Genomic DNA, 26,261 nt, shown 5'->3' on the forward strand with positions numbered 1-26,261 from the left:
CCGGTCATCGGGGATGGTGTGGGCGTCCGCCCGGGCGGCGGGTCACGCCAGGGCGGGGATGACCTCTCGTTCGAACAGCGCGAGGCCAGAGGTGTCGGTGGCGATCTCGGGGAAGTAGAAGACGCCGTAGGTCATCCCCAGACCTTCGAGTCCGCGCAGCTTGTCCACGATCTGCTCGGGCGTGCCCACCGCGGGCAGACCGCGGTACGCGCCGAGCTGCCGCTCCGCCTCGTCCTGCCCGACGTGGCGGGCCATCCGGTCGCGGAGGAACGCGAGTCTGTCGGCGACGTCCCTCTCCGTCTCCCCCACCGCGACGTTGTAGTTCGCGGTGCGCGTGATCTCGGACGGGTCCCGCCCCAGGTCGGCGCAGTGCCGCGCCAGGACCTGTGATTTGTGGGCGAACCCCTCGGGGCTGCCGTCGAAGTTGGTGTAGTCGGCGTGGCGGGCGGCGATCCGGAGCGTCTTGCGCTCGCCGCCGCCGGCGATCCACATCGGGATGCCGCCCTCCTGCAGTGGCCGGGGTTGCACGATGGCACCGTCGATCCGGAAATGGTCTCCCTCGAGCGAGACGATGCCGTCGGCCCAGGCGTCGCGCATGATGCGCACTCCCTCGTCGAGCATCGCGATTCGCTCGCCCGCGGAGGGGAAGCCGTAGCCGTATGCCCGCCACTCGTGCTCGTACCACCCGGCGCCGATCCCCATCTCGACCCGACCGCCGGATATGTGGTCGACGGTCGAGGCCATCTTGGCCAGCAGCGCGGGGTTGCGGTACCCCAGACAGGTGCACATCTGACCGAGCCGGACCCGGGTGGTCGCCGCGCCCAGCGCGGACATCAGGGTCCAGGCCTCATGGGTGGCCTCACCGGTGGTGAGCGGCGCGGTGTGCATGTGGTCGTACACCCACACCGACTCCCACGGGCCCGCGTCCGCCCGGGAGGCGAGGTCGGTGATGACCGGCCAGTGCCGGGCGGGAGGCACGTCGACCAGGTCGAGTCGCCAGCCCTGGGGCAGGAAGAGTCCGAAGCGCATGCCACGACACTAGTGCCGCCTTCAGGGCGCGGAGAGCCGTTCACCCACGCCCGGGGCCTCGGTGTCGTCGTCGTCACGACCCGGCAGAGGTCTACCCTCGAACCCACACCCCCGGTGAAGGGAGGCCGCCATGCCCACCTCGGAGATCCGCCTGGCGATGCGCGCCCAGGACCGGCGCCGGTTCCTCCCACCGGAGGTCGCGGGCGACCACCACCGCGACGCGCCGCTGCCCATCGGCTTCGGGCAGACCAACTCTCAGCCCTCCACCGTGGCGACCATGCTGGCCCTTCTCGAACCCTTCCCCGGGATGAGGGCCCTCGACGTCGGTTCCGGCAGCGGTTGGACCTCGGCGATACTCGGAGAACTCGGGGGCCCGGGGTCTGCCGTGTTCGCGGTCGAGCTGGTTCCTGAGCTGGTCGAGCGCTCGCGGGCGGCGATCCCCCAGCCCTGGGTGTCGGTTCACCAGGCGCGGCCCGGCGTCCTGGGATTGCCGGAGCACGGCCCGTTCGACCGGATCCTCGTCTCCGCCATGGGCGACGCCCTCCCGCAGGAACTGGTGGATCAGCTCGCCGACGGCGGCGTGATGGTCGCACCCTGGGGGGACGTCATGCACCGGGTACGACGCAATCAAGGGGACCTCGAGGTCACCGACCACGGCGGATACCGCTTCGTCCCCCTGCGGGACACCCGATTCTTACCTGCGCGATCGGGCGATTACCCTGGACCCGAGTGTTAGCCGCGTCTCAGGAATCAGGAGCGTCAATGCCCGAGTTCGTCTATGAGGACCTCCTCCCGGTCGGTGCGGACACCACCGAGTACCGCCTCCTGACCACCGAGGGCGTATCCACGGTCGAGGGTCCGGACGGCACGACGTTCCTGCGCGTGGAGCCCGAGGCGATCCGGTTGCTCACCGAGACGGCCATGCACGACATCTCGCACTACCTGCGCCCCGATCACCTCGCCCAGGTCGCCAAGATCCTCGACGACCCCGAGGCCAGTGACAACGACAAGTTCGTCGCTCTGGATCTGCTCAAGAACGCCAACATCGCCGCCGGCGGGGTACTGCCGATGTGCCAGGACACCGGCACCGCGATCGTCAAGGGCGAGCGCGGTCAGCACGTGTTGACCCCGGGCCCGGATGAACAGGCGGTCGCTCGCGGCGTCTACGACGCGTTCACCCGTCTCAACCTGCGCTACTCGCAGAACGCCCCCCTCACCATGTGGGACGAGAAGAACACCGGGAGCAACCTCCCGGCCCAGATCGAGATCGGCGCGGACACCACTCCCGGCCACGAGAACAGCTACAAGTTCCTGTTCATGGCCAAGGGCGGCGGCTCGGCCAACAAGTCCTTCCTGTACCAGGAGACCAAGGCGATCCTCAATCCCGAGCGGATGATGCAGTTCATCGAGGAGAAGATCCGCTCCATCGGCACCGCGGCCTGCCCGCCCTACCACCTCGCCATCGTGGTGGGCGGGACCTCGGCCGAGTTCGCGGTCAAGACCGCCAAGCTCGCCTCGGCCCACTACCTGGACGAACTCCCCAGGGAAGGGGCCATGTCGGGCCGGGGGTTCCGCGACGTGGAGCTGGAGGAGAAGGTCTTCGAACTGACCCAGCAGATCGGGATCGGAGCGCAGTTCGGTGGCAAGTACTTCTGCCACGACGTGCGCGTGGTGCGGCTCCCGCGCCACGGGGCCTCGCTCCCGGTGGCGATCGCCGTCTCCTGCAGCGCCGATCGCCAGGCCAAGGCCAAGATCACGCCAGAAGGCGTGTTCCTCGAGAAGCTCGAGTTCGACCCCGGCCGGTTCCTGCCCGCGACCACCGATGCGGAGCTGGACGCCGCGACACACGGCGTGTCCGGTACCGGCAAGGGCGCCGCGGTGAAGATCGACCTCAACAAGCCCATGCCAGAGATCCTCGCCGAGCTCAGCAAGCACCCCGTCAAGACCCGGTTGTCGCTGACCGGTCCCCTGGTCGTCGCCCGCGATATCGCCCACTCCAAGATCAAGGAGCGGCTCGACGCCGGCGAGGAGATGCCCCAGTACCTCAAGGACCACCCGGTCTACTACGCAGGCCCTGCCAAGACCCCGGAGGGCATGCCGTCGGGGTCGTTCGGTCCCACCACGGCCGGCCGCATGGACTCCTACGTCGAGCAGTTCCAGGCGGCGGGCGGATCCATGGTCATGCTCGCCAAGGGGAACCGGTCGAAGCAGGTCACCGAGGCCTGCGCGACCCACGGTGGGTTCTACCTGGGATCGATCGGCGGCCCCGCCGCCCGCCTTGCGCAGGACTGCATCAAGCACGTCGAGGTGATCGAGTACGAGGAGCTCGGCATGGAGGCGGTGTGGAAGATCGACGTGGAGGACTTCCCGGCGTTCATCGTGGTCGACGACAAGGGCGAGGACTTCTTCGCCCACACCGGCGAGGTCACACTGACGATCGGTAAACGCCCCGGGCTCTGAGCCGCGTATGCGGGCCTGCGCCGCGGCGACCTCGTCAGGCTCCCCGGGCCGCTCTCTCCAGAGCCGCCACGTCGAGTCTGACCATGTCCATCATCACCGTGAAGGCCCGTGCGGCGGCGGCCCGGTCCCCCGACCGCCACAGGTCGTACAGCGAGTGGGGTGCGACCTGCCATCGCACGCCGTAACGATCGATTAGCCACCCGCACTGCATCTCTCGTCCGCCCCCGGCGAGGAGGCCGTCCCAGTAGTGGTCGATCTCGGCCTGGTCGGAACACCGGATCTCCAGCGAGATCGCGTCGGTGTACTCGACCCCCGGTCCGCCGTTGAGCGCGAGGAAGGTCCGTCCGTCGAGTTCGAACTCCACGGTCAGGACCTCGCCGGCCTTCGGTCCCGGGGTGTCGACGGGCGTCTCGTCGACGGCGATGACGCGCGAGTTCGGGAAGACCGAACAGTAGAACTCCGCGGCCTCCTCCGCCTGCCCGTCCAACCACAGGCACGTGACGAATGTCGTCATCTCGACCCTTCCTCCAGCCCGTGCGGGCGTGTCCCGGGTCCAGTGTCCACCCCCCGCGGGCCTCACGGAACACCATGGCGCGTCGCGATCCGGCAACGAAAACCGGCTGGCCCCGGCCGCGACTAAGATCTGCGTGCATGAACAGGATCACGCGCGCCCTCGCCACAATCGTTGTCGCCGGCGCCGCCACCGCCGGGCTCTCCGCGTGCGGGTCGGACGATCAGCAGGACCAGACCGGGCCGGCGGGGGCGTCGCCGACCGCGTCCGCGGTGGTGACCACGACGCCCTCCGCCCCTGTTCCCGGGCCGGCCGAGTCCATGATCGACATCCCCGCGCCGGTGGCGGAGCGCTGGCGCGACCTCGGCGGCGAGACCGGCGAACTGGGCCGGGCGACCGGCCCCGCCTCAGATGTCGAGGGCGGTTCGATCACCGACTTCGAACGCGGGGCGATCGTCCTCTCCCCGGCGGGACGCGCCTTCGTGGTGCAGGGTGAGATTCTCACCGCCTACCTCGAGGAAGGCGGTCCCGGCGGCGAACTGGGGTTCCCCACCGCGGACGAGGCCACCACCGATGGCGGATGGATCTCCACCTTCGAGGGCGGGGTCATCACCTACATCGACGGGGTCGCTGAGGTGCAGGTCGACTAGCGGTCGGCCTCGGCCGCACCGGGCGTAGGGTGGCGGTCACGCCCGACCCCCGAGGTGGTGCCCGACATGCCGGTGATGACGACCACGGCGTCCCGACTGCTGACCGGTGCCCGCCGCCGGGCCGGGCTGATGGTGCGCTCCCGGATCGCCGGAGATGACGCCGCGGAGCAGCGGCAGCGGATCTGGCACTCCGAGGGCGATCGGTGGAACTCTTCCGGGGACGCGATCTACGCGGTGCACGGCGACGCCTCCATGTTCGCCGGTGGGCTGACGGCTCTGCTGCTGCAGTCGCTGCACCCGCTGGCCATGGCAGGGGTGGCGGACCACAGCGACTACCGCGGGGACCCCTGGGGCAGGCTCCACCGCACCTCCCAGTTCATCGCCACGACGACGTTCGGGACGATCTCCGACGCGACCGACCTCATCCGGGCTATCAACGGCATGCACCGGTCCGTTGTCGGCGTCGACTATCGTGGCCGCCCCTACGACGCCCGCGACCCGCTCCTGCTGCGGTGGGTGCACGTGGCCGAGATCTGGAGCTTCCTCGAGTGCCACCGTCTCTATGGTCGCGCCCCGATGTCGCCGGGGCGGCAGGACGAGTACGTGCGGCAGGCGTCACGTACCGGGATCATGCTGGGGGCGAGAGGCGTCCCGACGACCGTCGGGGAACTCGCCGCGGCGCTCGAGGAATACCGGCCCGAGCTCGAGGCGTCTCCGGCCGCGCTCGACGCCCGGCACTTCCTGTTGGATGAACCGCCCGTGGGATGGACCGCTGGGCCCGCCTACGCGATGCTCCGTGAGGGCGCTGTCGCGGCGCTACCCCCCTGGGCACGCGGGTCGCTCGGCCTGTCCGACGGCCCTTTCGGCTCCCGGGATGCGGCGCTACTCCTCGGGAGGGCCGGCGTGTCGGCACTCAGGTGGGTCCTGGACGCCGTGGAGGGCTGATTCGGGGCTACCCTGTGACGATCCGACCCGCACGGGGTCGGGTTAGTCCCGTCGGCGGGGACCTCTCCCGCCCGCCCCAGTGAGGTGATCATGGCCGGTGGTCTCGCCGCCCTGCTCGACGACGTCGCCGTCCTGGCCCGGATGGCCGCGGCCAGCACCGACGACATCGCGGCCGCATCCGGACGAGCCAGCATCAAGGCCGCCGGAGTGGTGGTCGATGACACCGCGGTGACGCCGCAGTACGTCCGCGACGTGGAGCCGTCGCGGGAACTGCCCATCATCCGTCGGATCGCCACGGGCTCGTTGGGCAACAAGGCGATCATCATCGTCTTCGCCCTCGTCCTCAGCCAGTTCGTACCGTGGGTCCTCACCCCGTTGCTCATGCTGGGCGGTGCCTACCTCTGCTACGAGGGCGCCGAGAAGGTGTGGGAACGGATCTCAGGGCACCACGAGGAGGCCACGCCGGTCGTGGAGAAGGGTCCGGACGCGGAGAAGCGGATGGTCCGTGGGGCGGTGACCACCGACTTCATCCTCAGCGCCGAGATCATGATGATCGCGCTCAACGAGGTCGCCGACGAGCCGTTCTGGATCCGCGCGGCGATCCTGGTCGTGGTGGGCGTACTCATCACCGCGCTCGTCTACGGGGTGGTCGCGGTGATCGTCAAGATGGACGACGTCGGTCTGCACCTCGCCGGGAGACGGTCCCCCGGCACCCAGCGGTTCGGAAACGGACTGGTCAAGGCGATGCCGACGGTTCTCGAGGTGATCTCGTTCGTCGGAATGCTCGCGATGCTGTGGGTCGGTGGACACATCTTGCTGGTGGGCTTGGACGAGCTCGGGGCGACTGGCCCGTACCATCTGGTCCACCTCCTGGAGGAGCCCGCCGCCGCGGTCGCGGCTGTCGGGGGCGTTCTCGGATGGCTGGTCAACACCCTTTGCTCGCTGGTGTTCGGGCTGGTCGTCGGCGCAGTGGTGGTGGCCGCCGCCCACGTGGTCCCCCGACGGCGGAGCGGTTCGGCGCACTGAGTCTGCGCACCGCCGGTGCGGGTCGCCGGCGTCACCTAGTCTCGTGGGCATGGAACTGGCCCCCTCCCTCGCCCCCGTCGCCTCACTACTCGGCACATGGAGGGGGGACGGCGCGGGTGAGTATCCCACCATCGAGGATTTCGCCTACACCGACGAGGTCGTCTTCACGGATGTCGGCAAGCCGTTCCTGCACTACCTCCAGCGGTCGTGGAGCCCCGACGGCGCCCCCATGCACACCGAGACGGGTTACCTGCGCATCCCCGTCGTCGGAACCGCGGAGATGATCTTGGCGCAGCCCATGGGTCAGACCGAGCTCGCAGAGGGGACGGTTGTCGCCGAGGCGGACAGGCTCGTCCTGGAACTGACGGCCAGGGTGTCCAACACCGCCACCGCCAAGCGGGTGGACGCCACCACCCGCCGGTACGAACTCATCGGGGACAGGCTGGTCACGACATTCGCCATGGCCGCGGTCGGCGTGCCCATGACCCACCACCTCTCGTCGGACCTGCGCCGGGTCTGAGCGCCTGCGACGGGTCTGAGGGCCTGCGCCGGGCCCGGACGCCGCGATACAGTCCGAGCGGTGGCCCCCGGGTGCGGTCAGAGGTGACCATGGGGGTGCACACACAGTTCCGCTGACGACCGGGGAGGGATCGTGGCCGAGAAGAAGAACGACCAGCAATCGTCGAACATCAAAGACGAGAAGGTCTACCAGGCGCTGCGCGACGACGGGGCGAGCAAGGAGAAGGCGGCCCGGATCGCCAACGCCTCGGCCAAGAGCTCCCGGTCCGAGGTCGGGCACAAGGGCGGCAAGGCGGGTTCGTACGAGGACTGGACCGTCGACGAGCTCCGCGACAGGGCCGGAGAGATCGGGATCGAGGGACGCTCGTCCATGAAGAAGGACGAGTTGATCGAGGCTCTTCGCGACCACTGACCCGGGCGGCCGGACGGTCGACCGTCTGGTGACGGGATCGCGGTGATCGCGCCCCGCCACTACAGTCATGGGATGCGTACCGTCCTTCACACCAAGCTCGATGACTTCTCCGACCAGCTGGTCCGGTTCTGCGAGATGAACAATCGACTCCTGGACCTCGCCAGCGTGGCGCTTCTCGAGGGGGACGAGGTTGCGGCCACCGAGGTGATCGACGGCGCGGCCGAGGTGGAGGACCTCCGGGAGGACAGCGAGCAGCACGCCTTCGACCTGCTGTTGCTCGAAGCGCCCGTGGCCCGCGACCTGCGTCAGGTGGTCTCGGGCATCTACATCGTCGAGCACTTCACCCGCATGGCCGCCCTCACCGGCCACATCGCACGCGTCGCCCGCCGCCGTCACCCCAAGCCCGTCGTACCCGATCCCGTCGTCCCGACGATCCGTGAGTTCGCCGAGCGCGACTCGGCCATGGCCCGGAACCTCGGGCGGCTCCTGCCCACCAAGGACGTCCGCCTCGCTCGATCGCTCGACACCGAGGACGACGCAGTCGACTCACTCCACGCCGAGCTCATGAGGCAGATCTCCGCGGAGGACTGGCCCCATGGCTCGGTCGCGGCGGTGGACCTGGCCCTGCTCGCGCGCTACTACGAGCGGTTCGCCGATCACACGGTCAGCATCGCCAACCGCGTGGTCTACCTCGCCACCGGTGAGCGACCCGGGGGCGGCTCGCTGTCCCACCTCGACGACGGCACCGTCCTCGACTGACCCGACCAGATCTCCGATGTGAGGAGCCCGCCGTGTCCCGTCCCATCCACTTCGAGATCCACGCCTACGATCCTGCCCGGGCGTGCGCGTTCTACGCGGCCGTCTTCGGATGGACCTACCAGGACTGGAGCGACTTCGCCGGGTCACCGTACTTCGGCGTGACCTCCGGCCCCGAGGACCAACCGGGCATCAACGGCGCGATCATGCAGCGCCGCGGCGACGCCCCCGCGACGGGGTCGCCCGTCACCGGCGCCGTGCTCACGATGGGGTGCGCGGACTTCGACGCCACCGCCCGCACGATCCTCGACGCCGGTGGGACGGTGGCCATGGACAAGCACGCCCTGCCGGGTATGGCGTGGCAGGGCTACTTCCTCGACACCGAAGGGAACGTGTTCGGCATCCACCAGCCGGACCCCGATGCGAAGTAGGGCGACCGCATGACCCGGGTGTGAGCGCCCGGGCCTTGCCACGGTGGGCGCACCCACCGTCGCGGGTCACCTGCTGCCGCGGGGTCTCACCGGCAGATCGCGCCCGTCGAGGCCGACTGCACGAGCTTGGAGTACTTGGCCAGCACGCCTCGGGTGTACCGGGGAGGTAGCGGCTCCCACCCGGCGCGCCGATGCGCCAGCTCGGCCTCGTCGACCAGCAGATCGAGCGTCCCACGGGAGACGTCGAGGCGGATTCGGTCACCGTCTCGCACGAACGCGATCGGACCACCGTCCACCGCCTCGGGAGCGATGTGGCCGACACACAGGCCGGTGGTCCCACCGGAGAACCGCCCGTCCGTCATCAACAGGACGTCCTTGCCGAGTCCGGCGCCCTTGATGGCGCCGGTGATCGCGAGCATCTCGCGCATGCCCGGGCCGCCCTTGGGCCCCTCGTAGCGGATCACCACGACGTCCCCGGCGGTGATCGTGCCGTCCTCCAGCGCGTCCATAGCGGAGCGCTCGCGCTCGAACACGCGGGCCGTGCCCTCGAAGACATCGGAGTCGAAGCCGGCGGACTTGACCACGGCGCCCTCCGGGGCGAGCGACCCGTGCAGGATCGTGATGCCGCCGGTCGGGTGGATCGGCTCGGTCATCGCGCGCAGCACCAGCCCGTCCGGGTCCGGCGGGGCGATGTCCGCGAGGTTCTCGGCGACGGTGCGTCCGGTGACGGTGAGGCAGTCGCCGTGCAGGAGTCCCGCGTCGAACAGGGCCCTCATGACCACCGGCACCCCGCCGATCCGGTCGACATCGGTCATCACGTGGGCGCCGAACGGCTTGACGTCCGCGAGATGCGGCACCGTCGCGCCGATGCGGGCGAAGTCGTCGAGGGTCAGATCGACCTCCGCCTCACTGGCGATCGCGAGCAGGTGCAGCACGGCGTTGGTCGAACCGCCGAAGGCCATGACGACGGCGATGGCGTTCTCGAACGCCTCCTTGGTCATGATGTCGCGGGCGGTGATCCCCCGACGCAGGAGTTCGACGACCGCCTCTCCGCTCGCCCTGGCGTAGTCGTCGCGACGGCGATCCGGGGCAGGCGGTGACGCGCTGCCCGGGAGGGACATGCCCAGGGCCTCGGCCGCGCTCGCCATGGTGTTGGCGGTGTACATGCCGCCGCACGCACCCTCCCCGGGGCAGATGGCGCGTTCGATGGTGTCGACGTCCTCGCGGCTCATCAGACCGCGCGAGCACGCCCCGACCGCCTCGAACGCGTCGATGATGGTGACCTGCTTCTCCGTACCGTCGGAGAGGGTCGCGAAACCCGGCAACGTGGACCCCGCGTAGAGGAAGACGCCGGCCAGGTCGAGTCGCGCGGCCGCCATGAGCATCCCCGGCAACGACTTGTCGCAGCCGGCGAGCAGCACCGATCCGTCGAGCCGCTCCGCGCTCATCACCGTCTCCACGCTGTCGGCGATCACCTCGCGGGACACGAGCGAGAAGTGCATGCCCTCGTGGCCCATCGAGATGCCGTCGGACACCGAGATGGTGCCGAACTCGAGCGGGTACCCCCCGCCCGAGTGCACGCCCTCCTTGACCGCCTTGGCCAGGCGGTCGAGGGAGAGGTTGCACGGGGTGATCTCGTTCCACGAGGAGGCCACCCCGATCTGGGGCTTGACCCAGTCGTCGTCGCCCATCCCCACCGCACGGAGCATTCCGCGGGCCGCCGTCTTCTCCAGGCCGTCCGTGACGTCCCGGCTGCGGGGCTTGATGTCCACACCGTCGCGCGCGTGCGCCTTGTCGCCGTCGCGCGCGTGCGCCTTGTCCGTCTGCTGCGTCATACCGCCACCCTAGGCGGTGGAGGGCGGCGAATCGCAGTAGAGTCTCGACTCGTCACGCCGGCGTGAGCTCCAGAAGGCGACCGCCCGGTCCGTCCTCGAGGACCCAGATCGCTCCGTCGGGGGCCTCGGCGAGGGCACGGATCCGCTCGCCCATGTCCCATTCGCGGACGACCGTCGCGGTCTGGTCGTGCAGCTCCGCGCGGACCATTACCTGTCCGGACAGTCCGCCGACGAGTGCGCTGCCTCTCCACCCGTCGAAGCGGTCCCCGCGGTAGATCAGAAGGCTGGCCGGGGAGATCGCGGGCACCCAGTAGGCGGCGGGAGGTACGAACCCGTCGTCGTCGCCGTGGTCCGGGATGTCGCCGCCGTCGTAGTGCCTGCCCATCGAGGCCTCCGGCCACCCGTAGTTCCCACCCTCGTCGAGCAGGTTGAGCTCGTCCCCGTCGCGGGGCCCCATCTCGGACACCCAGATCCGGCCCTGCGGGTCCTCGGCGATGCCCAGGGGGTTGCGGTGGCCGATGGTCCACAGTTCCGCGGCGGAGCCGCCCGCATCGGCCCACGGGTTCCCCGGCGCGGGATCCCCGTCCGGGGTCAGGCGCACCACGCCGCCCAGGTTGTCGGCGGTGTCCTGGGCGGGGGTCTGCTCCTGGCGGTCTCCCGAGGTCACATAGAGATGGTCGTCGTGGACGAGCAGGCGCAGGGCGTAGTGCCCGGTGCCGGCCGCGGGGTCCTGCTCCCAGATCACCTCGAGATCCCTCAGCTCGGAACGGTCCACGTCGAGGGTCCCGCGGCCCACCACCCCCTGGGAGCCGGCGGGATGGTCCCGCACCCAGCTGAGGTAGACGGTGCCGTCCTCGGCGTGGGTGGCGCCCGGTGCCACATCGTGCAGGCCCCCCTGCCCGCCGTCGTTCACCGGCGGGACCCCCGCGACCTCCGTGACCTGACCGGTGGTCTGGTCGCGGAGCAGGAGCTCGCCCCCGCGTTGGGTGATGAGCAGGTGGTCGGACCCGGGCAGGAAGCTCATCGCCCACCCCTGGTCGAACTCACCGTGTTCCGTCACCCGGAAGTCCTCGGCGGTGGTGGCGGTGGACGGCGCCTGTCCCGCCCTGTCGTCGGAGGTGACGGAGGTGGGCCCGCCCGTACACCCGGTCAGGAAGAGCGTCACTGCCGCCACCGGGACGAGAAAAGGTCGCATACTCCACGGTATCGATTCCTCTGGTGGCCCGCTGCCTCAGTCGTCGTCGCCCCTGGCGCGCTCGTAGCGTCGGAGGGTCTCCCGTCGCTCCTCGGCGTGGTCCACGATGCGCTCGGGGTACCCGTGGTCGTATCCGTCCGCCGCCCGCCACGGCTCGTGCGCGTCGGCGCCGGTCAGGTGCGCGAGTTCGGGTATCCACCGACGGACGTAGTCGCCGTCGGGGTCGAACTTCACTCCCTGCGTGACCGGGTTGAACACCCGGAAGTACGGCGAGGCGTCGGTCCCGGTGCCGGCCACCCACTGCCACCCGTGGTTGTTGGAGGCGAGGTCCCCGTCCCTGAGGTGGTCCAGGAAGTGCCGGGCGCCGGTCGGCCACCACACGTGCAGATCCTTGACGAGGAAGCTCGCGGTGACCATCCGCACCCGGTTGTGCATCCATCCCTCGGACCGCAGTTGTCGCATCCCCGCGTCCACGAAGGGGTAACCGGTCAGCCCCTGCCGCCACGCCTCGACGAGTTCGTCGGTCTCCGGCCCCTCGTCGTAGTCCATCCCCGACAGCGTGTCGCGCAGGTCGCGCCACGCCGAGCGGGGCCAGTGCCACAGGACGTCCGCGTAGAACTCGCGCCACGCCAACTCGGAGACGAACCGGCGTGCGCCATCGGTGTCGGCGGCGGGATGGGCGGCGAGTTCGGCCAGGATCGTCCGCGGATGGATCTCTCCGTACTTCAGGTGCACCGACAACCGGCTCGTCGTGTCCAGGTCCGGTCGGTCGCGCTGGTCGCCGTACGAGGTCAGGTCCTCGGCGAGGAACTCCCTCCACCGGTCCAGGGCCGCCTGCTCACCCACCTCCTCCGCGGACCCCGAATCGCGTGCCCCCGTGATGTCGTGCGAGCCGCCGGTGTCGGGGTCCGCGGCCCACGCGATGTCCTCGGGGCGGGCGCCGGGCTCCGGCCACCCGTGGTCGTGCCAGGCCTTGGAGAAGGGGGTGAAGACCCGGTACGGTTCGCCGGACTTGTTGAGGACCCGTCCCGGTCCGACCGCGTAGGGCGACCCGGTCTCGAGCAGTTCCCGACCCGCCCCGCCGAGCAGCTCACGTGCCCTGTCGTCCCGTCGCCGGCCGTAGGGGGTGGACTCGCGACTCACGTGCACCTGCGCGGCGTCCACGGCCTCCGCGAGCTCCGCGATCACCTCGGCGGGATCGCCCGTCCGGACGACCAATGCCCCACCGGTGTCGGCGGACAGGGCGGTCAGGGAGGCCTCCAGCCGGTCGGTTCGGGCGCCGCCACGTCCCAGCAGCACCGGGTCACGCACGAACACCGGCAGGACCTCGTCCGCGGAGTCGACGGCCGCGAGGAGAGCGGGATGATCGCTGAGCCGCAGATCGCGTCGGAACCACAGGATCGAGATGCTCACGTCGCCTCCGGGTACGGTCTGGCTGTGGGCGTGCCCCGGAGTCCGCCCGGGCCCGCCGCCGTGGCTCGATTCTGGCAGAAGTGGCTACTCCAGCGAGGACGCCGAGGTGAAGACCGCTGACACCGCGCGGTCGAACGCGGACGGCCGGACCCGGAGCGCCCGCGCCGCCACGGGGTGCAGGAACGTCCGGATGGCGCCGGAGGGGACCGCGGCCGGCCACCACTGGCGCGGACGGAGCAGCTGCCCGCGGTAGTGCGTGAGCGCCGGGGTGACGGACAGCGCCCCGGTCCGGTCGCGGAAGTAGGCGTCGAAGTCCTCGACCGTCGGGGGCAGCGGTGTGTCGGAGATGCCGTAGGCGCGGTACCACCTGCAGCACGAGGCGTAGAGCGACCGGCGTTCCCCTGCGTCCAGTGGACCGCGGAATCTCGTGATGGTCTCGAACAGCGAGTCCACGTACGTGGCGTGTTGGAAGTGGAAGACCTGCGGGTCCAGCGAGTGGTAACGACGGCCGTCGGCGTCGGTTCCCCGGATGGTGTCGTGCGTGACCACGATGCGCCCCGGTATCCAGGACTCCGGATGCGGGTCGAACGCCATGTCGATCGTCGGGGGAACCGACCGCCGCTTGTGCAGCCAGACGAAGCCCGGGGAGGGCGAGTGCTCGAGCGTCGCCGCACTGATCGCGGGGTGCATCAGCTGCAGTGACACCGCGCGGGGCAGCATGAACAGGAACTGCCGGGACCGGAGGTGCTCGAACAGTCCGGGTTCCGGGGTGGCCGCGCCTGTCATGGGTGGTCCCGTCTCTTTCGTTCCGCCGGTGAGGTTAGTGGGCGAGAGCGGGGAAGTGGGGCACGACGTTCTCGGCCAGCTCGTGGACGACCTCCCGGATCGGCCGGCGGGACGCCCCGACCCCCAGCAGGACGTGGTTGACCCCGATCCCCCGCAGGTCCGCCAGGTGCTCGACCAGACGCCGGTGACCGATCCGGAACCCGAAGCCGATCGGCGAGGCCGCCTCGTCCGGATCCTCGGCCAGGTCGATCTGGAGCGATTGCGCGAAGGGACTGAACACCTCGTCGTCGTCGTCGGATCCTCCCTCCCGACTCTCCGCCACCACCTCGCGCCACCTCGCGGCGGTCCGGCGCTGCGCGTCGAATTCGCGTGGGTAGGTCAGCCATCCGTGCCCGTGTGCCGCCAGGTAGGAGATGCTCTGCTGACACGAGCCGGTCATGATCAGCGGCACCGACGAGGCGGTGGGCTTGGGGACCACGTCCGCGCTGTGCATCCACCCCCCGGACCAGCGGATCCCGCGCATCTCGGTGGTGAGGGCGTGGGTCATCACCGTGAGGTTCTCCCGGAACCTCTCCCCCCGCCGCCCCTGCTCCAGCCCGAACGCACGGAACTCCTCCGGCCGGTCGCCGGAGGCCACCCCCAGGAGGAACCGGCCGCCGGACAGACGGTCCAGGCTGGCCGCGGACTTGGCCACGTGCAGTGGATGGCGGACGGGCAGCACGACGGCCGCCGTCCCGAGGGTGATCCGGCTGGTGTGCGCGGCCACGTACGCGAGGAACACCCACGGATCGTAGATCTGGCCCACGTCGCCGAACGAAGGGACGCGAAGCGGGATGTCCCGGGCGTGGAGGGCGGCGAACCCTCCGTTCTCCGCGGCCCGGGCGACCTCGATCTGTGCGCTGATGTCCGGGCCGTCGACCCGGTCGGCGCGCGTCCGCAGCGGGAAGCCCAGCCCGAGGGTCAGTCGCCCCGCGCCGAACGTGCGACGGAACCCCGGGAGCCGCCGGGGGTCACCGTCGGACGTCTCGAGCGGCGAGGTGGTCATGTGCCCCACCCTCGCACGAGCCGGTCGACGCCGGTCGACGGCCTCGCGTGCGCGCCGCTCGTCTAAGCTCTCCTTCATCGATCGAGCGAGAGGCCGGACGTGACCACCACCATCCTGGCCTCCGAGGCGTCCCCCACCGAACTCGTCTCGTTGTTCTGGATCGTTCTGGCCGTCTGGGCGGCTCCGGTGCTGTCCGGTGTCACCCGCTCGTTCATCCCCGGCGTGGTGCTGCTCTTGGCGGGCAGGATGGTGATCGGCCCCCACGGTCTGGGCCTCGCGGTGGAATCCGGCGGTGTCGCGCTCCTCTCCGAGCTCGGTCTGGGGATGCTGTTCCTCCTGGCCGGGTTCGAGCTCGAGGTCTCCACCCTGACCGGGCGCAGCGGACGCCGGGCGGCCGGGACCTGGGCCGTCAGCCTCGTCCTGGCGGCCGGGGTGGGGTGGCTGGTCTCGGGACGCTGGGAGACGGCCGTGGCGATAGGCCTCCTGCTCACCTCCACCGCCATCGGTACGCTCCTGCCCATCCTCAAGGGGTCGGGTCACGACAGCACTCCCGTGGGCAGAGCCGTCCTCACCCACGGAGCGGTCGGGGAACTGGGACCGATCCTGGTGATGGCGGTGCTGCTCGGTACCCGCAGCATCGAGTCCTCGATCGCGGCGGTCGGATTGTTCCTCCTGGCCGCGCTCGTCATCCTGGCGGCGCCGGCCCGACTGCTCCACGTCCCCGCACTCGGCCGGGCGCTGCTGAGAGGCACCACCTCCACCGGCCAGCTGGCCATGCGCACGGTGATCCTGCTCCTGGCCACCATGATGGTGGTGGCCACGGTGTTCGGTCTCGACGTGGTGCTCGGCGCCTTCGCCGCCGGGATGATCTTGCGCCGGCTGGTCGACTCCCTCGGGGCACATCTGCGCGAGGCAGGACAGTCCCCGGATCGGGGGCTGGCCACGGTCCTGCTCCGCCAGCTGGAGACCGTCGGCTACACCGTGTTCATCCCGGCCTTCTTCGTGGTGTCGGGGATGAGCATCGACCTCAGGGCGGTGGCGGCCTCGCCGTGGGTGCTGGTGGCCGCCGTGGTGAGCATGCTCGTCCTCCGTGGCGGCGGGGTGTGGGTGAGCGAGACCGTCGCCCGCGTGAGCCCCGGCCTCGAGGGCCCGCGGGAGCGGGCGCGGGTGGGTCTGTACGCGGCGACCGGCCTGCCGATCATCGTGGCGGTGACCGAGGTCGCCGTGAACAACGGCCTGATGACGGGCGAGATCTCCTCCGTGTTGGTGGCGGCGGGGGCGGTCACCGTCCTGCTCTTCCCCCTCCTGGCGGAGGCGGTGCGGGCCGGCGCGCCGTCCTCCCGTCGCTAACGACGGGAGGCCGCATCCGGGGACCGGTGGGCGGGCAGGGTGGCCGGCTCCCACAGTCGCGGCCCGTGTGCCAGGAGCAGACCGGCCGCCAGCGCGCCGAGGCCACCCGCGGCCATGTCCCCGATCGTGTCGTCGAGGGTGACGTAGATCTGGTCGGTCAGGTAGGTGTAACCGAACCACTCCACCATCTCCCACAACGCGCCGAGGGCCAGGCCGAACGCCGTGGTGAGCACCACCGCCGCCACGGCCGGGACGCCGCCGTCGGCGGTCACCGGCACGATCCCGCGGTGGGCGAGGAAGAGGTACGCCACCACCGCCAGTGCACCGGCGCACACGAAGTGGACCACGATGTCCCACCACCAGATTCGCGTGTACAGGTCGAAGACGTTGCTCCACGCCGCCACCAGCAGCGTGACCGACACAGTGATGTCCGCCCACGGCCTCATCCCCACGAAGCGCGGGAGCATCAGGCCCGGTAACGCGAACGCCACGATGGCCGCGTCGGTCAGCCCGTGAAGGAGCAGCGCCACCAGGACGCTGAGGGTCCCGAGGATCCGGAGGGCGTCGGCCCCCATCCGCGCGCGACTCTCCGCGGGTCGCAGGAAGTTGTCGATCACTCCTCGACGCCGCCTTCGTCGAGACGCACCACGGCGTGGACGGGCAGATGGTCGGACGCCCAGACCCCGCCGGGCCGCGCCGGGTTGACCGCGGCGCGGATCACCCTCACCGCCGGCGAGGCGAAGATCCAGTCGATGCGCGTGCCGTTCCTCCGGGGCGCGCGGTAGCCGGTGTACGTCCCCCACTCCTCGCTCACGCGGGCCCGCGCGCTGAGCCACGTGTCGACGAGGCCGCCGTCCCTGACCAACTCGCGCACCGCCGCGCCCCCCGGGCCCGTGTTGAGGTCGCCGGTCACCACGGTCGGCGCCCCCGCGGCGGACACCAGCTCGAGAACGGCCCGCGCCGAGCGGAGACGCGACCGCGCGGAGAACGGGTCGAGGTGGGTGTTGATCATCCGGAACTCGCGGCCGGTCCGGCGATCACGGAAGGTCGCCGTCACCATCACCCGGGGGATGAGGTTCCCCCAGGACAGCGAGCCCGCGCGAACGGGGTGGTCGGACAACGCGAGCTGGTCCCACTCGAGCACCTCGAGCCTCGCCGAGTCGTAGAAGATCGGGGAGGCCTCGCCGCGCCCGCCCGCCCCACGCCCGCGACCGATGACCCGGTATCCGGGGCCGAGGGCGCCCGACATCACCGCGGCCTGGTCGGGCAGCACCTCCTGGGCGCCGAGGAGCGTCGGGCGCTCGGCGGACAGGAGCGACCGGATCGCCGGCGCGCGTCGATCCCACCTGTCCGCCGACCGCGTCATGACGGCCGGCACCGGCCGGCGGATGTTCCAGCTCATCACGTGGAGGCACGGTTCGCGCACGCAGCCGATGAGTGACGACGGCTCGGGCGGCGCGGCCTGGGCGACGCCGGGGTCGTGCGGTGCCATCGTGCGGTCCTCGAATCCGGAGCGGGTGGTGGATGCCCAGTCTATTGGTGAGGCCGACGTCGTGCCGATGCCGCTGCCGCCGGCCGTGCAGGACCTGCGCGAGTGCGCTCTACTCCGGCTCCGCGTCCCAGGCGGTCTCTGGTGAGCCCCGGCGATTCCTCACACGCCTGAGGTCGTCCGCGGCCCCGGCGTGCGACGACGCCAGAAGCTCAGGTGGATGACCCCGCTGGGGGAGGGTGTCGACTCGATGTGGAACCGCTCCTCGAGCCCCTCCACCCCGTCCCACAATCGTTCACCCCGACCCAGGATGACGGGCACCACGACGATGTGCATCTGGTCGATCAGGTCCGCCCGGAGGAACTGACGGATCGTGCTCGCTCCCCCGCCGATGCGGACGTCCAGGCCGCCTGCCAGTTCGCGCGCGGCGTCGAGCGCCGTGGCGGGGTCGGCGTCCATGAAGTGGAACGTGGTGCCGCCGTCCAGCTCCAGCGTCGGCCTGGGGTGATGGGTCAGGACGATCACCGGCGTGTGGAAGGGCGGGGTGTCTCCCCACCAGCCACGCCACGGGTCGTCCCCCCATGGACCCCGGGTGGGGGAGAACTTGTTACGGCCCATGATCTCCACGCCGACACCCGTGTTCCATCGGCTCGCGAACGTCTCGTCGACCCCGACCGAGGCCTCTCGGTCCCCGTGGAATCCCATGTCCTGAAAGGTTCGTGTCGGTAGCGCCCACTCCAACAACCGGTGCCCGGCGTGACCGAAGGGCGCCTCGAGGCACTGCCCCTCCCCCGTTCCGAACCCGTCCAGCGAGACGGAGAAGTTGTGGACCCGGACCAGTTGCCTCCGGACCCCCGGCTCCCCCTGTCCGGCGGCGAGCTCGGCGACGTGGGCCGCGAGGTTGGCCAGGGTCTGCTCGCCGCCCTCGACGGCGTGGTACTCCTGCGCCGCGCGATCGCGGAGCTCCCTCGTGGGGAAGATCGTGCGGAACTCGACACGGGTCCCCCCGCCCTCGGACTCGAAGTCCAGGACGGACTCGAACGCCTCCGGATCCTCCGCGGACTCGCCGTGACGCAGCGCGATCCGCTCCGACGGGACGATCTCGCGCCAGGTGATCCACTCCTGGTAGTCGGTTCCGTCCGGGCCGTGCATCACGAAGTCCCACACACCGTTCTCGCGGAACTCGAAGGACCGGGTGGTGGTGGTGAACCCCTCCGGTCCCCACCACCGGGCCAGGTGCTGCACCTCGGTGAACGCGCGGAACACCAACTCGCGCGGCGCGTCGATGTATCTCGTGATGACGATCTCGCGGTCCTCGGTCTCCCGCCCGGCCGGGTCGCCCCGCCTGTTCTCCCCCATGGTCTATTCCTCCTCGGCCCGCGCGATCTCGCGGACGTAGTCGTCCAGCCTGTCGAAGCTCTCGTTCCAGAACCGCTCGAACCCGCCGACCCACTCGTGGACGGGTCGGAGCCCGCCGGGATCGAGGTGGTAGATGCGCTGCTTGCCCTCGCGTCGGTCGCGCACCAGGCCGACCTCGCGGAGCACGCGCAGGTGCTTGGAGGCTCCGGGCTGGGTGATCCCCAGCTCCACAGCCACCTCGGTCGCCGGCCGCTCACCCTCCCGCAGGAGCACCAGGATCTCCCTGCGCTGTGGTTCGGCGATCGCGTTGAACACGTCCGAGGTGGTGGATGCGCGTGCCATGACAGGGATCATATTCCTATATAGGAAATTATCAAGACTCTCGTCGCCTCGACGTTGTGCGGCACCTGCTCAGCAGGTGGGCGTGGGGGCCACCCGGTTCCAGCGGTCGAGGGTCCAGGAGACGAGTTGCGGGGTCAGCGGGGAGTCCGCGGCGACCACTCCGTTGTGGTCCCGGCCGGGGAAGGTCCGATAGTCGAGCGGTTCACCGTCCGCGCATCTGGCGTCCACCCAGTCCTGCTGCATCGCCGGTTTGACCAGCGGGTCGGCCAGCCCCTGGGCGATCAGCACGGGCGCCGGCCACGGGCCGGTCGGCGAGTTCTCCCGCAGCTTCTCCCCCAGATCGCCGTCGAGCACCGAATCGGGGAACACCTGCTCCGGGATCTGGGTCCCCCGGACCAGCGCGGCGATCGCGTCCTGCTCGTTGAAGCACAACTCGCCGATCTTCTCCACGCCGTGCGCGGTGCCCGGGTTGAGCCGCCCGGCCAGATCCAGCTCGGGGAAGACCTCGTTCCACGAGTGGGCGATGTAGGCGGAGACCGTCTTACCGCCCACCTCGCCCTTGCTCATCTCGGCGAGGGTGTAGAGGTCGGTGGCGGGGGCCATACCGGCTATGCCGAGCACCGTGAGCTCGGGGGCGTAGTCCTCGGCGATCTGGCCGGTCCACAACGCACCGTGCCCGCCCTGGGAGTGCCCCCAGACCACGGTCTCGCTGCTGAGGTTCAGGCCGTCGAGCTGCTGCGCGGCGCGGGAGGCGTCGAGGACGTTGCGCGCCTCCACCTCTCCGACCAGGTACGGGTGCATTCCCGGCGTGCCCAGACCCGAGTAGTCCGAGATCACCCCCGCCCAGCCGTGCTGGATCACCATCTGCGTGAGCGCCTCTCCCGCACCATCGGCGAACGGGGTGGGACTCAGCGACGGCGCGCATCGCGGGACGATGCCGGTGGTCCCGTGCGCGACGCTGAGCAGCGGGAGGGGGTCCGCGGTGCGGTCACCCGGGGCGATGACGGTGCCGCTCACGGCCACGACGGAGTCGTCCGGCGCTGTACTGGTGTAGAGGATGCGCCAGGCGTCGGCCCCGGGGGGGACGCCGACGGTGAGGGTCTCGGCCTTGAGCAGCATTCCGGCTTCGGCGGGTAGTGGCTCCGAAGAGGTGTAGAAACCGTCGGGTGCCGGGCGGTCGTCCCCGCGCAGCAGCACGGCGCTGCCGATCGCGAGCGCGACCACCACCAGGAAGACCGTCACCGCGAGGATCGTCCGTCCCCATCGGCGGAGGAGTCCCGACTCCGCCCTGTCGGTCGCTCGTGACCGTCGGCGGTGGAACCATGGATCCACAAGCCCGCGCAGCCCCACGAACACCAACCACGCGCCCACCGCGTACCTGATCAGCTCGATCGCGAGAACCGGCCAGACCAGGCACAACAGCCCCAACAGGACGGCGGCGGTGCCGCTGAACAGTCCCGCCACCCGGCGGTCGGTCTCGCTCCGGACCGCCGCCACGATCGTGTGGACCCCGTGCACGATCAGCGCGGTGACCATGACCCAGAGCAGGCTGCGAATACTCGCGGACTGCCACACCAGCACCACGATTCCCGCCACCACCATGGCAACACCGGTGAGCATCCGCGTCCACCGCCGGGAGTGTCCGGCGCCGTCGACGCCGATCACCGTCGCGAGTCCGACGACGACGAGACCGATCCCCGCAAGCCTGACGATCTCCGGGAGGTCGAGGTGGGCCAGGATCACCAGGGCTCCCAGGGCGATCGACGCGATCGCCAGGATGATCCCCGCGGCCCGCCTGTTCCTCCCGACCCGTTCGTCGACCTTCTCGCTCATCGTCATCCCCTCGCACCGGGCTCGGATCCTCATGCCGACGGCACGGAACGCCCAGATGTGAAGATATCCCTTACCAGCGTGCGTCATGGTCATGCCGGGGATGTCGGCGGCGCACACTGGACGTCATGGACGATCTGCGAGTGATGCCCGGCCCGGGCCTCTCCCACGGTCTCCGCGTGCCCGCAGGAGAGCTCGTCGAGCAGTTCTCGCGGTCCTCGGGACCCGGCGGTCAGGGTGTCAACACCACGGACTCCCGTGTGCAGTTGAGCCTGGACCTCGCCACGACCACGGCGCTGAACGACGCCCAACGCGACCGCGCTCTCGACCGGCTCGCACCGTCGCTCGCGGGCAGCGTCCTCACCGTCGCCGCGTCGGAACACCGGTCCCAGCGGCAGAATCGGCGGGCCGCGCGGGACCGACTCGCGGCCCTGCTCCGGGAGGCGCTCGCCCCCGACGCGGTCCGGCGGCCGACACGGCCGACCTACGGATCGCGCCTACGTCGACTGGAGGCGAAGAGTCGACGCTCACAGGCCAAAGCGGCCCGGAGACGCCCGGGCGCATCGGACTGACGCCACCCCCTACGGTCTGAACCCGCTACTGGTCGGGGCCGGCCCAGTAGGAGAGCTGTTCGGTGGAGACCTTCGTGAGCCACATCTGCCACAGCGGGCCGAACGACACCCTTCGCACCCCAAGGTTCCTGAGGACGGCGAGGTCACCGGCGCCGTGGCCCTTCACGGGATGAGCGGTGACGTTGACCGGGATCGAGACCGCCCGCACGAGCCTGGTCACCTGATCCGCGGAGGTGAGGCCCACCGGGTAGACCGAGCGCGCACCCGCCTGTTCCATCAGCACGATGCGCTCGGCCGCCTCGGCGAGAGGGTCGGAGAAGACCTCGCCGCCCAACTTGACCGCGTCGGTGCGGCCGTTGATCACGAAGGGCACCCCGGCGTCGTCGGCCGCCCGGCGGGCGGCGGCGATGTAGTCGGCGTGCTCGTGCTTGTCGCGGACCCGGTCGCCCTCACCGTGGACCACGTCCTCGATGTTGGCGCCGACCGCGCCGGCCTCGAGCAGGCGGGCGATCAGCTCGTCCGGGGCGAGTCCGTAGCCGGATTCCACGTCCGCGCTCACCGGGAGGTCGACCGAACTGGCTATCCTGCCCACCACCTCGAGGTACTCGCCGAAATCCATCTGTTCGCCGTCGGCGCTCCCGATCGCGTCGGCGACCGGGTGGCTCCCCACGGTGAGTCCCTCGAACCCCACGGCCGCGGCGATCCGGGCACTCCAGGTGTCCCAGACGGTGGGGAGGACTATCAGGTCGCCCGACTCGTGCAGAGCTGCCAGTTCCCGTGCTCGTCGATCCACATCGGTCATCGTCGACGCCTCCTCGGCTGTAGCTGTCCCACGAGCCTAGGCCTGTTCGGCACGCCGCGTTCGGGACCGGAGGGCACGCCCCGGTCGGGGTCCCCAACTCCGGAAAACGCCGCGAAGGCGTGCGCTGTCGGTCACAGTGCAGGGTGACGCCGAGACGATCACCGAACGCGCATGTGCACCGATCGACCACACCGGGGGTTATGGCGACGCCGACCCGGCTCGGGTGATGATGGTGCAGGCGTGCTGATGCCGTTCCACAAGAACACGATCAGCCTGAAACGAAGAGAGCCGACATGACCCAAGGCAGACAGAAGATCATCTACACCCTCACCGATGAGGCACCACGACTGGCCACGGAGGCCTTCCTCCCGGTCGTCCGCACGTTCGCGGACGCCGCCGACATAGACGTCACGACGAGCGACATCTCGGTCGCCGCCCGCATCCTGGCCGCGTTCCCCGACCGGTTGACCGACGAGCAGAAGGTGCCCGACAACCTGGCCGAGCTGGGTGAGCTGACCCAGAAGCCCGGCACCAACATCATCAAGCTCCCCAATATCAGCGCCTCGGTGCCCCAGCTGAACACCGCGATCGCGGAGCTCCAGGCCAAGGGTTACGACATCCCCAAGTACCCGTACGATCCCAAGACCCCGGAGGAGGTCGAGGCCGCCGAGCGGCTCTCGGCATGCCTGGGCAGTGCCGTGAACCCGGTGCTCCGCCAGGGCAACTCCGACCGCCGCGCCCCGAAGGCTGTCAAGGAGTACGCCCGGGCAAACCCACACTCGATGGGCAAGTGGTCGATGGCGTCGCAGACCCACGTCGCGCACATGACGCACGGCGACTTCTACGCCGGCGAGAAGTCGATCATCCTCGACCGGGCCTGCGACGCACGAATGGAGGTCGTGACCCCGGACGGCGAGACCCACGTCCTCAAGACGGTCCCCCTCGAGAAGGGCGAGGTCGTCGACTCGATGTTCATGAGCAAGAAGGCGTTGCTCGAGTTCTACGAGGAGCAACTCAACGACGCCAAGGAGACGGGCGTCATGTTCTCGCTCCACGTCAAGGCCACCATGATGAAGGTCAGCCACCCCATCGTGTTCGGTCACGCCGTGAGGGTCTTCTACAAGGAGGCCTTCGCCAAGCACCACGATCTGTTCGAGGAGCTGGGCATCAATGTCAACAACGGCATGGTCGACCTCTACAACAAGATCGATTCGCTTCCCTCCTCCAAGAAGGAGGAGATCATCGAGGATCTGCACCGGTGCCACGAGTACCGGCCGGAGCTCGCGATGGTCGACTCGGCGCGCGGCATCACCAACTTCCACTCCCCCTCGGACATCATCGTCGACGCGTCCATGCCCGCGATGATCCGCATCGGCGGGAAGATGTACGGTGCCGACGGCCGTAAGAAGGACACCAAGGCGGTGATCCCTGAGTCCACGTTCGCACGGATCTACCAGGAGATCATCAACTTCTGCAAGACCAACGGGGCGTTCGACCCCACCACGATGGGCACCGTCCCGAACGTCGGCCTCATGGCCCAGAAGGCCGAGGAGTACGGCAGCCACGACAAGACCTTCGAGGTGCAGTACGACGGGGTCGCGAACATCGTCGACGCCGCCACCGGCGAGGTCTTGTTGTCCCAGAACGTCGAGGCCGGCGACATCTGGCGCATGTGCACCGTCAAGGACGCACCGATCCGCGACTGGGTCAAACTCGCCGTGGACCGCGCCCGCGCGTCCGAGATGCCCGCGGTCTTCTGGCTGGACCCGTACCGGCCGCACGAGAACAACCTCATCACGCTGGTCAAGAAGTACCTCGAGGACCACGACACCGAGGGCCTGGACATCCAGATCATGTCGCAGGTGCGTGCCATGCGGTACACCCTCGAGCGCGCGTGGCGTGGCCTGGACACCATCTCGGTGACCGGCAACATCCTGCGCGACTACCTCACCGACCTCTTCCCGATCCTCGAGCTGGGCACCAGCGCCAAGATGCTGTCGATCGTCCCACTCATGGCGGGCGGCGGGCTCTACGAGACCGGCGCGGGAGGGTCGGCGCCGAAGCACGTCCAGCAGCTGGTGGAAGAGAACCACCTGCGGTGGGATTCGCTCGGTGAGTTCCTCGCTCTCGGGGCGAGCCTGGACGACCTCGGCCGGAAGGACGACAACCCCAAGGCCACGATCCTGGCCAAGACGCTCGACACCGCCACCGGCAAGCTGTTGGAGAACCGGAAGTCGCCGTCCCGCGTCACCGGCGAGCTCGACAACCGGGGTAGCCAGTTCTGGCTCGCGCTGTACTGGGCCCAGGAGCTCGCCGAGCAGACCGACGATTCGGACCTGGCCGCACACTTCGCCCCGTTGGCCGAGAAGCTCACGGCCGACAAGGATACGATCCTCGGCGAACTGCTCGAGGTCCAGGGCAAAGAGGTCGACCTGGGAGGGTACTTCCAGCCCTCCGTCGACAAGCTGCGCGAGGTCATGCGGCCCAGCGCGACCTTCAACGCCGCCCTCGAGAGCCTCGGCGGATGACTCGACAGCTCGGCTGATCGACTGTACGACCTGATCGCCCCCGCCGGCCGCGCGCCGACGGGGGCGGTGTCGTACGGGGGCGATCGCATCCGACGCAGCGAGGTCGCGGATCGCGATAGGGTGAGCCCGGTCACACTATCCGGAGGGCACCATGAACCATGTCTACAGCGTCACCGAGATCGTCGGATCCTCCCCCGAGGGAACCGACGCCGCCGTCGCCAATGCCATCGCCGAGGCATCCAAGACTCTGCGCAACCTCGAGTGGTTCGAGGTGCAGTCCGTCCGCGGAAAGCTGGACGGCGACCGGGTGGCCCACTGGCAGGTGACCATCAAGGTCGGGTTCCGACACGAATCCTGAGCGTCGTCGGACCTGACTCCCCATATCACCTACTACCGTCGCGCCCGGCTGCCGTCGCGCGGAGCCACCCTGCAAGGAGACCCGGTGAACACCACGGTCGATTCCCGCCCTGTGGGAGCCGACGACCTCGTCCACCTGCGCAGCTGTGTCGACCTGGCGAGGCGGGCGCTGGAGGCGGGGGACAAGCCGTTCGGGTCGGTGTTGGTGGACGAGGCCGGGACGGTGCGCTTCGAGGACCGCAACCGCGAATCGAGCGGGGACGCCACCAGCCATCCGGAGTTCGCGATCGCGAAATGGGCGGCGGAGAACATGCAGCCGGAGGAACGCGCGGCCAGCGTCGTATACACCTCCGGCGAACACTGCGCGATGTGCAGCGCCGCCCACGCCTTCGTGGGGCTTGGGCGCATCGTCTTCGCCTCCAGCGGTGCTCAGTATGCGGGCTGGAAAGCCGATCTCGGCATGGAGCCCGGGCCGCTCTCTCCGCTCGGCATCAGCGACGTGGCCCCGGGAATCCCCGTGTCAGGCCCGGTCCCCGCCCTGGCGGAGGAGATCCGGGTTCTGGTCGAGAAGTCCGTCCGCTCCGGTCGCGGAGAGAACGTCACCCGAGGGCCTACGGGT

At 69.9% G+C, this 26,261-nt stretch carries 26 protein-coding genes and 2 pseudogenes; 14 read left to right on the forward strand and 14 right to left on the reverse strand.

The window, feature by feature from the left end:
* Positions 1-42: 42 nt before the first annotated feature.
* On the reverse strand, positions 43-1,029 hold the full coding sequence (locus CT688_RS09960) for an LLM class F420-dependent oxidoreductase (RefSeq protein ID WP_107756769.1): 987 nt from the start codon (positions 1,027-1,029) through the stop codon (positions 43-45).
* 130 nt (positions 1,030-1,159) lie between these two features.
* Here CT688_RS09960 and CT688_RS09965 point away from each other — a divergent pair, with 130 nt between their 5' ends.
* Positions 1,160-1,765 (forward strand): protein-L-isoaspartate O-methyltransferase, encoded by a 606-nt coding sequence (locus CT688_RS09965; protein ID WP_107756770.1) that lies wholly within the window; start codon positions 1,160-1,162, stop codon positions 1,763-1,765.
* A gap of 26 nt (positions 1,766-1,791) precedes the next feature.
* On the forward strand, positions 1,792-3,489 hold the full coding sequence (locus CT688_RS09970) for a fumarate hydratase (protein WP_107756771.1): 1,698 nt from the start codon (positions 1,792-1,794) through the stop codon (positions 3,487-3,489).
* Positions 3,490-3,523: 34 nt separating this feature from the next.
* Here the strand turns inward: CT688_RS09970 and CT688_RS09975 are convergent, their stop codons facing one another.
* Positions 3,524-4,003 (reverse strand): VOC family protein, encoded by a 480-nt coding sequence (locus tag CT688_RS09975; protein ID WP_107756772.1) that lies wholly within the window; start codon positions 4,001-4,003, stop codon positions 3,524-3,526.
* A gap of 137 nt (positions 4,004-4,140) precedes the next feature.
* Here CT688_RS09975 and CT688_RS09980 point away from each other — a divergent pair, with 137 nt between their 5' ends.
* The 7 genes from CT688_RS09980 (at position 4,141) to CT688_RS10010 (ending at position 8,739) form a co-directional block, all read left to right on the forward strand.
* A complete protein-coding gene (locus CT688_RS09980) occupies positions 4,141-4,650 on the forward strand; it encodes an LGFP repeat-containing protein (protein WP_107756773.1) in 510 nt (169 codons plus the stop codon).
* A 66-nt stretch (positions 4,651-4,716) separates the two neighbouring features.
* On the forward strand, positions 4,717-5,595 hold the full coding sequence (locus CT688_RS09985; RefSeq protein ID WP_107756774.1) for an oxygenase MpaB family protein: 879 nt from the start codon (positions 4,717-4,719) through the stop codon (positions 5,593-5,595).
* Between the two features lie 90 nt (positions 5,596-5,685).
* A complete protein-coding gene (locus tag CT688_RS09990) occupies positions 5,686-6,621 on the forward strand; it encodes a DUF808 domain-containing protein (RefSeq protein ID WP_107758135.1) in 936 nt (311 codons plus the stop codon).
* A 43-nt stretch (positions 6,622-6,664) separates the two neighbouring features.
* Positions 6,665-7,141, forward strand: coding sequence for an FABP family protein (locus tag CT688_RS09995; protein ID WP_197431402.1), 477 nt, complete (start codon positions 6,665-6,667; stop codon positions 7,139-7,141).
* Between the two features lie 132 nt (positions 7,142-7,273).
* On the forward strand, positions 7,274-7,552 hold the full coding sequence (locus CT688_RS10000) for a Rho termination factor N-terminal domain-containing protein (RefSeq protein ID WP_107756776.1): 279 nt from the start codon (positions 7,274-7,276) through the stop codon (positions 7,550-7,552).
* A gap of 72 nt (positions 7,553-7,624) precedes the next feature.
* A complete protein-coding gene (locus CT688_RS10005) occupies positions 7,625-8,311 on the forward strand; it encodes a PhoU domain-containing protein (RefSeq protein ID WP_107756777.1) in 687 nt (228 codons plus the stop codon).
* 32 nt (positions 8,312-8,343) lie between these two features.
* Complete coding sequence (locus CT688_RS10010; RefSeq protein ID WP_107756778.1) at positions 8,344-8,739, forward strand: VOC family protein; 396 nt, start codon at positions 8,344-8,346, stop codon at positions 8,737-8,739.
* An 86-nt stretch (positions 8,740-8,825) separates the two neighbouring features.
* Here CT688_RS10010 and ilvD read toward each other — a convergent pair whose 3' ends face one another.
* The 5 genes from ilvD to CT688_RS10035 form a co-directional block, all read right to left on the reverse strand.
* Complete coding sequence (gene ilvD, locus CT688_RS10015) at positions 8,826-10,574, reverse strand: dihydroxy-acid dehydratase (RefSeq protein WP_194305701.1); 1,749 nt, start codon at positions 10,572-10,574, stop codon at positions 8,826-8,828.
* A gap of 52 nt (positions 10,575-10,626) precedes the next feature.
* On the reverse strand, positions 10,627-11,748 hold the full coding sequence (locus CT688_RS10020; protein ID WP_107756779.1) for a PQQ-dependent sugar dehydrogenase: 1,122 nt from the start codon (positions 11,746-11,748) through the stop codon (positions 10,627-10,629).
* A gap of 57 nt (positions 11,749-11,805) precedes the next feature.
* The gene (locus CT688_RS10025; protein ID WP_197431516.1) at positions 11,806-13,176 is read right to left on the reverse strand and encodes a deoxyribodipyrimidine photo-lyase; all 1,371 of its coding nucleotides are present in this window, start codon (positions 13,174-13,176) and stop codon (positions 11,806-11,808) included.
* Positions 13,177-13,266: 90 nt separating this feature from the next.
* Positions 13,267-13,968: an oxygenase MpaB family protein gene (locus CT688_RS10030; RefSeq protein WP_107756781.1), complete on the reverse strand. Its 702-nt coding sequence runs from the start codon at positions 13,966-13,968 to the stop codon at positions 13,267-13,269.
* 34 nt (positions 13,969-14,002) lie between these two features.
* Positions 14,003-15,013 (reverse strand): LLM class oxidoreductase, encoded by a 1,011-nt coding sequence (locus tag CT688_RS10035; protein ID WP_107756782.1) that lies wholly within the window; start codon positions 15,011-15,013, stop codon positions 14,003-14,005.
* 99 nt (positions 15,014-15,112) lie between these two features.
* Between CT688_RS10035 and CT688_RS10040 the strand changes: the two genes are divergently transcribed.
* Positions 15,113-16,363 (forward strand): cation:proton antiporter, encoded by a 1,251-nt coding sequence (locus CT688_RS10040; protein WP_107756783.1) that lies wholly within the window; start codon positions 15,113-15,115, stop codon positions 16,361-16,363.
* Here CT688_RS10040 and CT688_RS10045 read toward each other — a convergent pair.
* The 6 genes and pseudogenes from CT688_RS10045 to CT688_RS10070 form a co-directional block, all read right to left on the reverse strand.
* Entirely contained in the window at positions 16,360-16,980 is a 621-nt protein-coding gene (locus tag CT688_RS10045) for a hypothetical protein (RefSeq protein WP_107756784.1), read from the reverse strand. The two genes, CT688_RS10040 and CT688_RS10045, sit on opposite strands and share 4 nt — an antisense overlap.
* The gene (locus CT688_RS10050) at positions 16,977-17,855 is read right to left on the reverse strand and encodes an endonuclease/exonuclease/phosphatase family protein (protein ID WP_107756785.1); all 879 of its coding nucleotides are present in this window, start codon (positions 17,853-17,855) and stop codon (positions 16,977-16,979) included. The genes CT688_RS10045 and CT688_RS10050 overlap by 4 nt, the downstream gene beginning before the upstream one ends.
* A 159-nt stretch (positions 17,856-18,014) precedes the next feature.
* Positions 18,015-18,692 carry a dihydrofolate reductase family protein gene (locus CT688_RS10055; RefSeq protein WP_107758137.1) on the reverse strand — a complete coding sequence of 226 codons (678 nt, stop codon included), beginning with the start codon at positions 18,690-18,692 and terminating at the stop codon, positions 18,015-18,017.
* A gap of 57 nt (positions 18,693-18,749) precedes the next feature.
* Positions 18,750-19,211: pseudogene (locus tag CT688_RS10060) on the reverse strand (SRPBCC family protein); the annotation flags it as partial.
* 3 nt (positions 19,212-19,214) lie between these two features.
* The gene (locus CT688_RS10065) at positions 19,215-19,553 is read right to left on the reverse strand and encodes a helix-turn-helix transcriptional regulator (RefSeq protein WP_107758138.1); all 339 of its coding nucleotides are present in this window, start codon (positions 19,551-19,553) and stop codon (positions 19,215-19,217) included.
* A gap of 69 nt (positions 19,554-19,622) precedes the next feature.
* Complete coding sequence (locus CT688_RS10070) at positions 19,623-21,479, reverse strand: lipase family protein (protein WP_231750281.1); 1,857 nt, start codon at positions 21,477-21,479, stop codon at positions 19,623-19,625.
* A gap of 32 nt (positions 21,480-21,511) precedes the next feature.
* On the opposite strand from CT688_RS10070, the gene arfB reads away from it, so the two are divergent.
* Positions 21,512-21,955 carry an alternative ribosome rescue aminoacyl-tRNA hydrolase ArfB gene (arfB, locus tag CT688_RS10075; RefSeq protein ID WP_107756786.1) on the forward strand — a complete coding sequence of 148 codons (444 nt, stop codon included), beginning with the start codon at positions 21,512-21,514 and terminating at the stop codon, positions 21,953-21,955.
* Positions 21,956-21,980: 25 nt separating this feature from the next.
* Here the strand turns inward: arfB and CT688_RS10080 are convergent, their stop codons facing one another.
* Complete coding sequence (locus tag CT688_RS10080; RefSeq protein ID WP_107756787.1) at positions 21,981-22,757, reverse strand: isocitrate lyase/phosphoenolpyruvate mutase family protein; 777 nt, start codon at positions 22,755-22,757, stop codon at positions 21,981-21,983.
* Between the two features lie 293 nt (positions 22,758-23,050).
* On the opposite strand from CT688_RS10080, the gene CT688_RS10085 reads away from it, so the two are divergent.
* The 3 genes and pseudogenes from CT688_RS10085 to CT688_RS10095 all read left to right on the forward strand — a co-directional run.
* Positions 23,051-25,285, forward strand: coding sequence for an NADP-dependent isocitrate dehydrogenase (locus CT688_RS10085; RefSeq protein ID WP_107756788.1), 2,235 nt, complete (start codon positions 23,051-23,053; stop codon positions 25,283-25,285).
* A gap of 151 nt (positions 25,286-25,436) precedes the next feature.
* Positions 25,437-25,643: a dodecin gene (locus CT688_RS10090; protein WP_095719345.1), complete on the forward strand. Its 207-nt coding sequence runs from the start codon at positions 25,437-25,439 to the stop codon at positions 25,641-25,643.
* Positions 25,644-25,727: 84 nt separating this feature from the next.
* A pseudogene (locus CT688_RS10095) lies at positions 25,728-26,222 on the forward strand (nucleoside deaminase); the annotation flags it as partial.
* Between the last annotated feature and the right edge of the window lie 39 nt (positions 26,223-26,261).

This window comes from Dietzia sp. JS16-p6b, from assembly GCF_003052165.1.
Taxonomy (GTDB): Bacteria; Actinomycetota; Actinomycetes; order Mycobacteriales; family Mycobacteriaceae; genus Dietzia.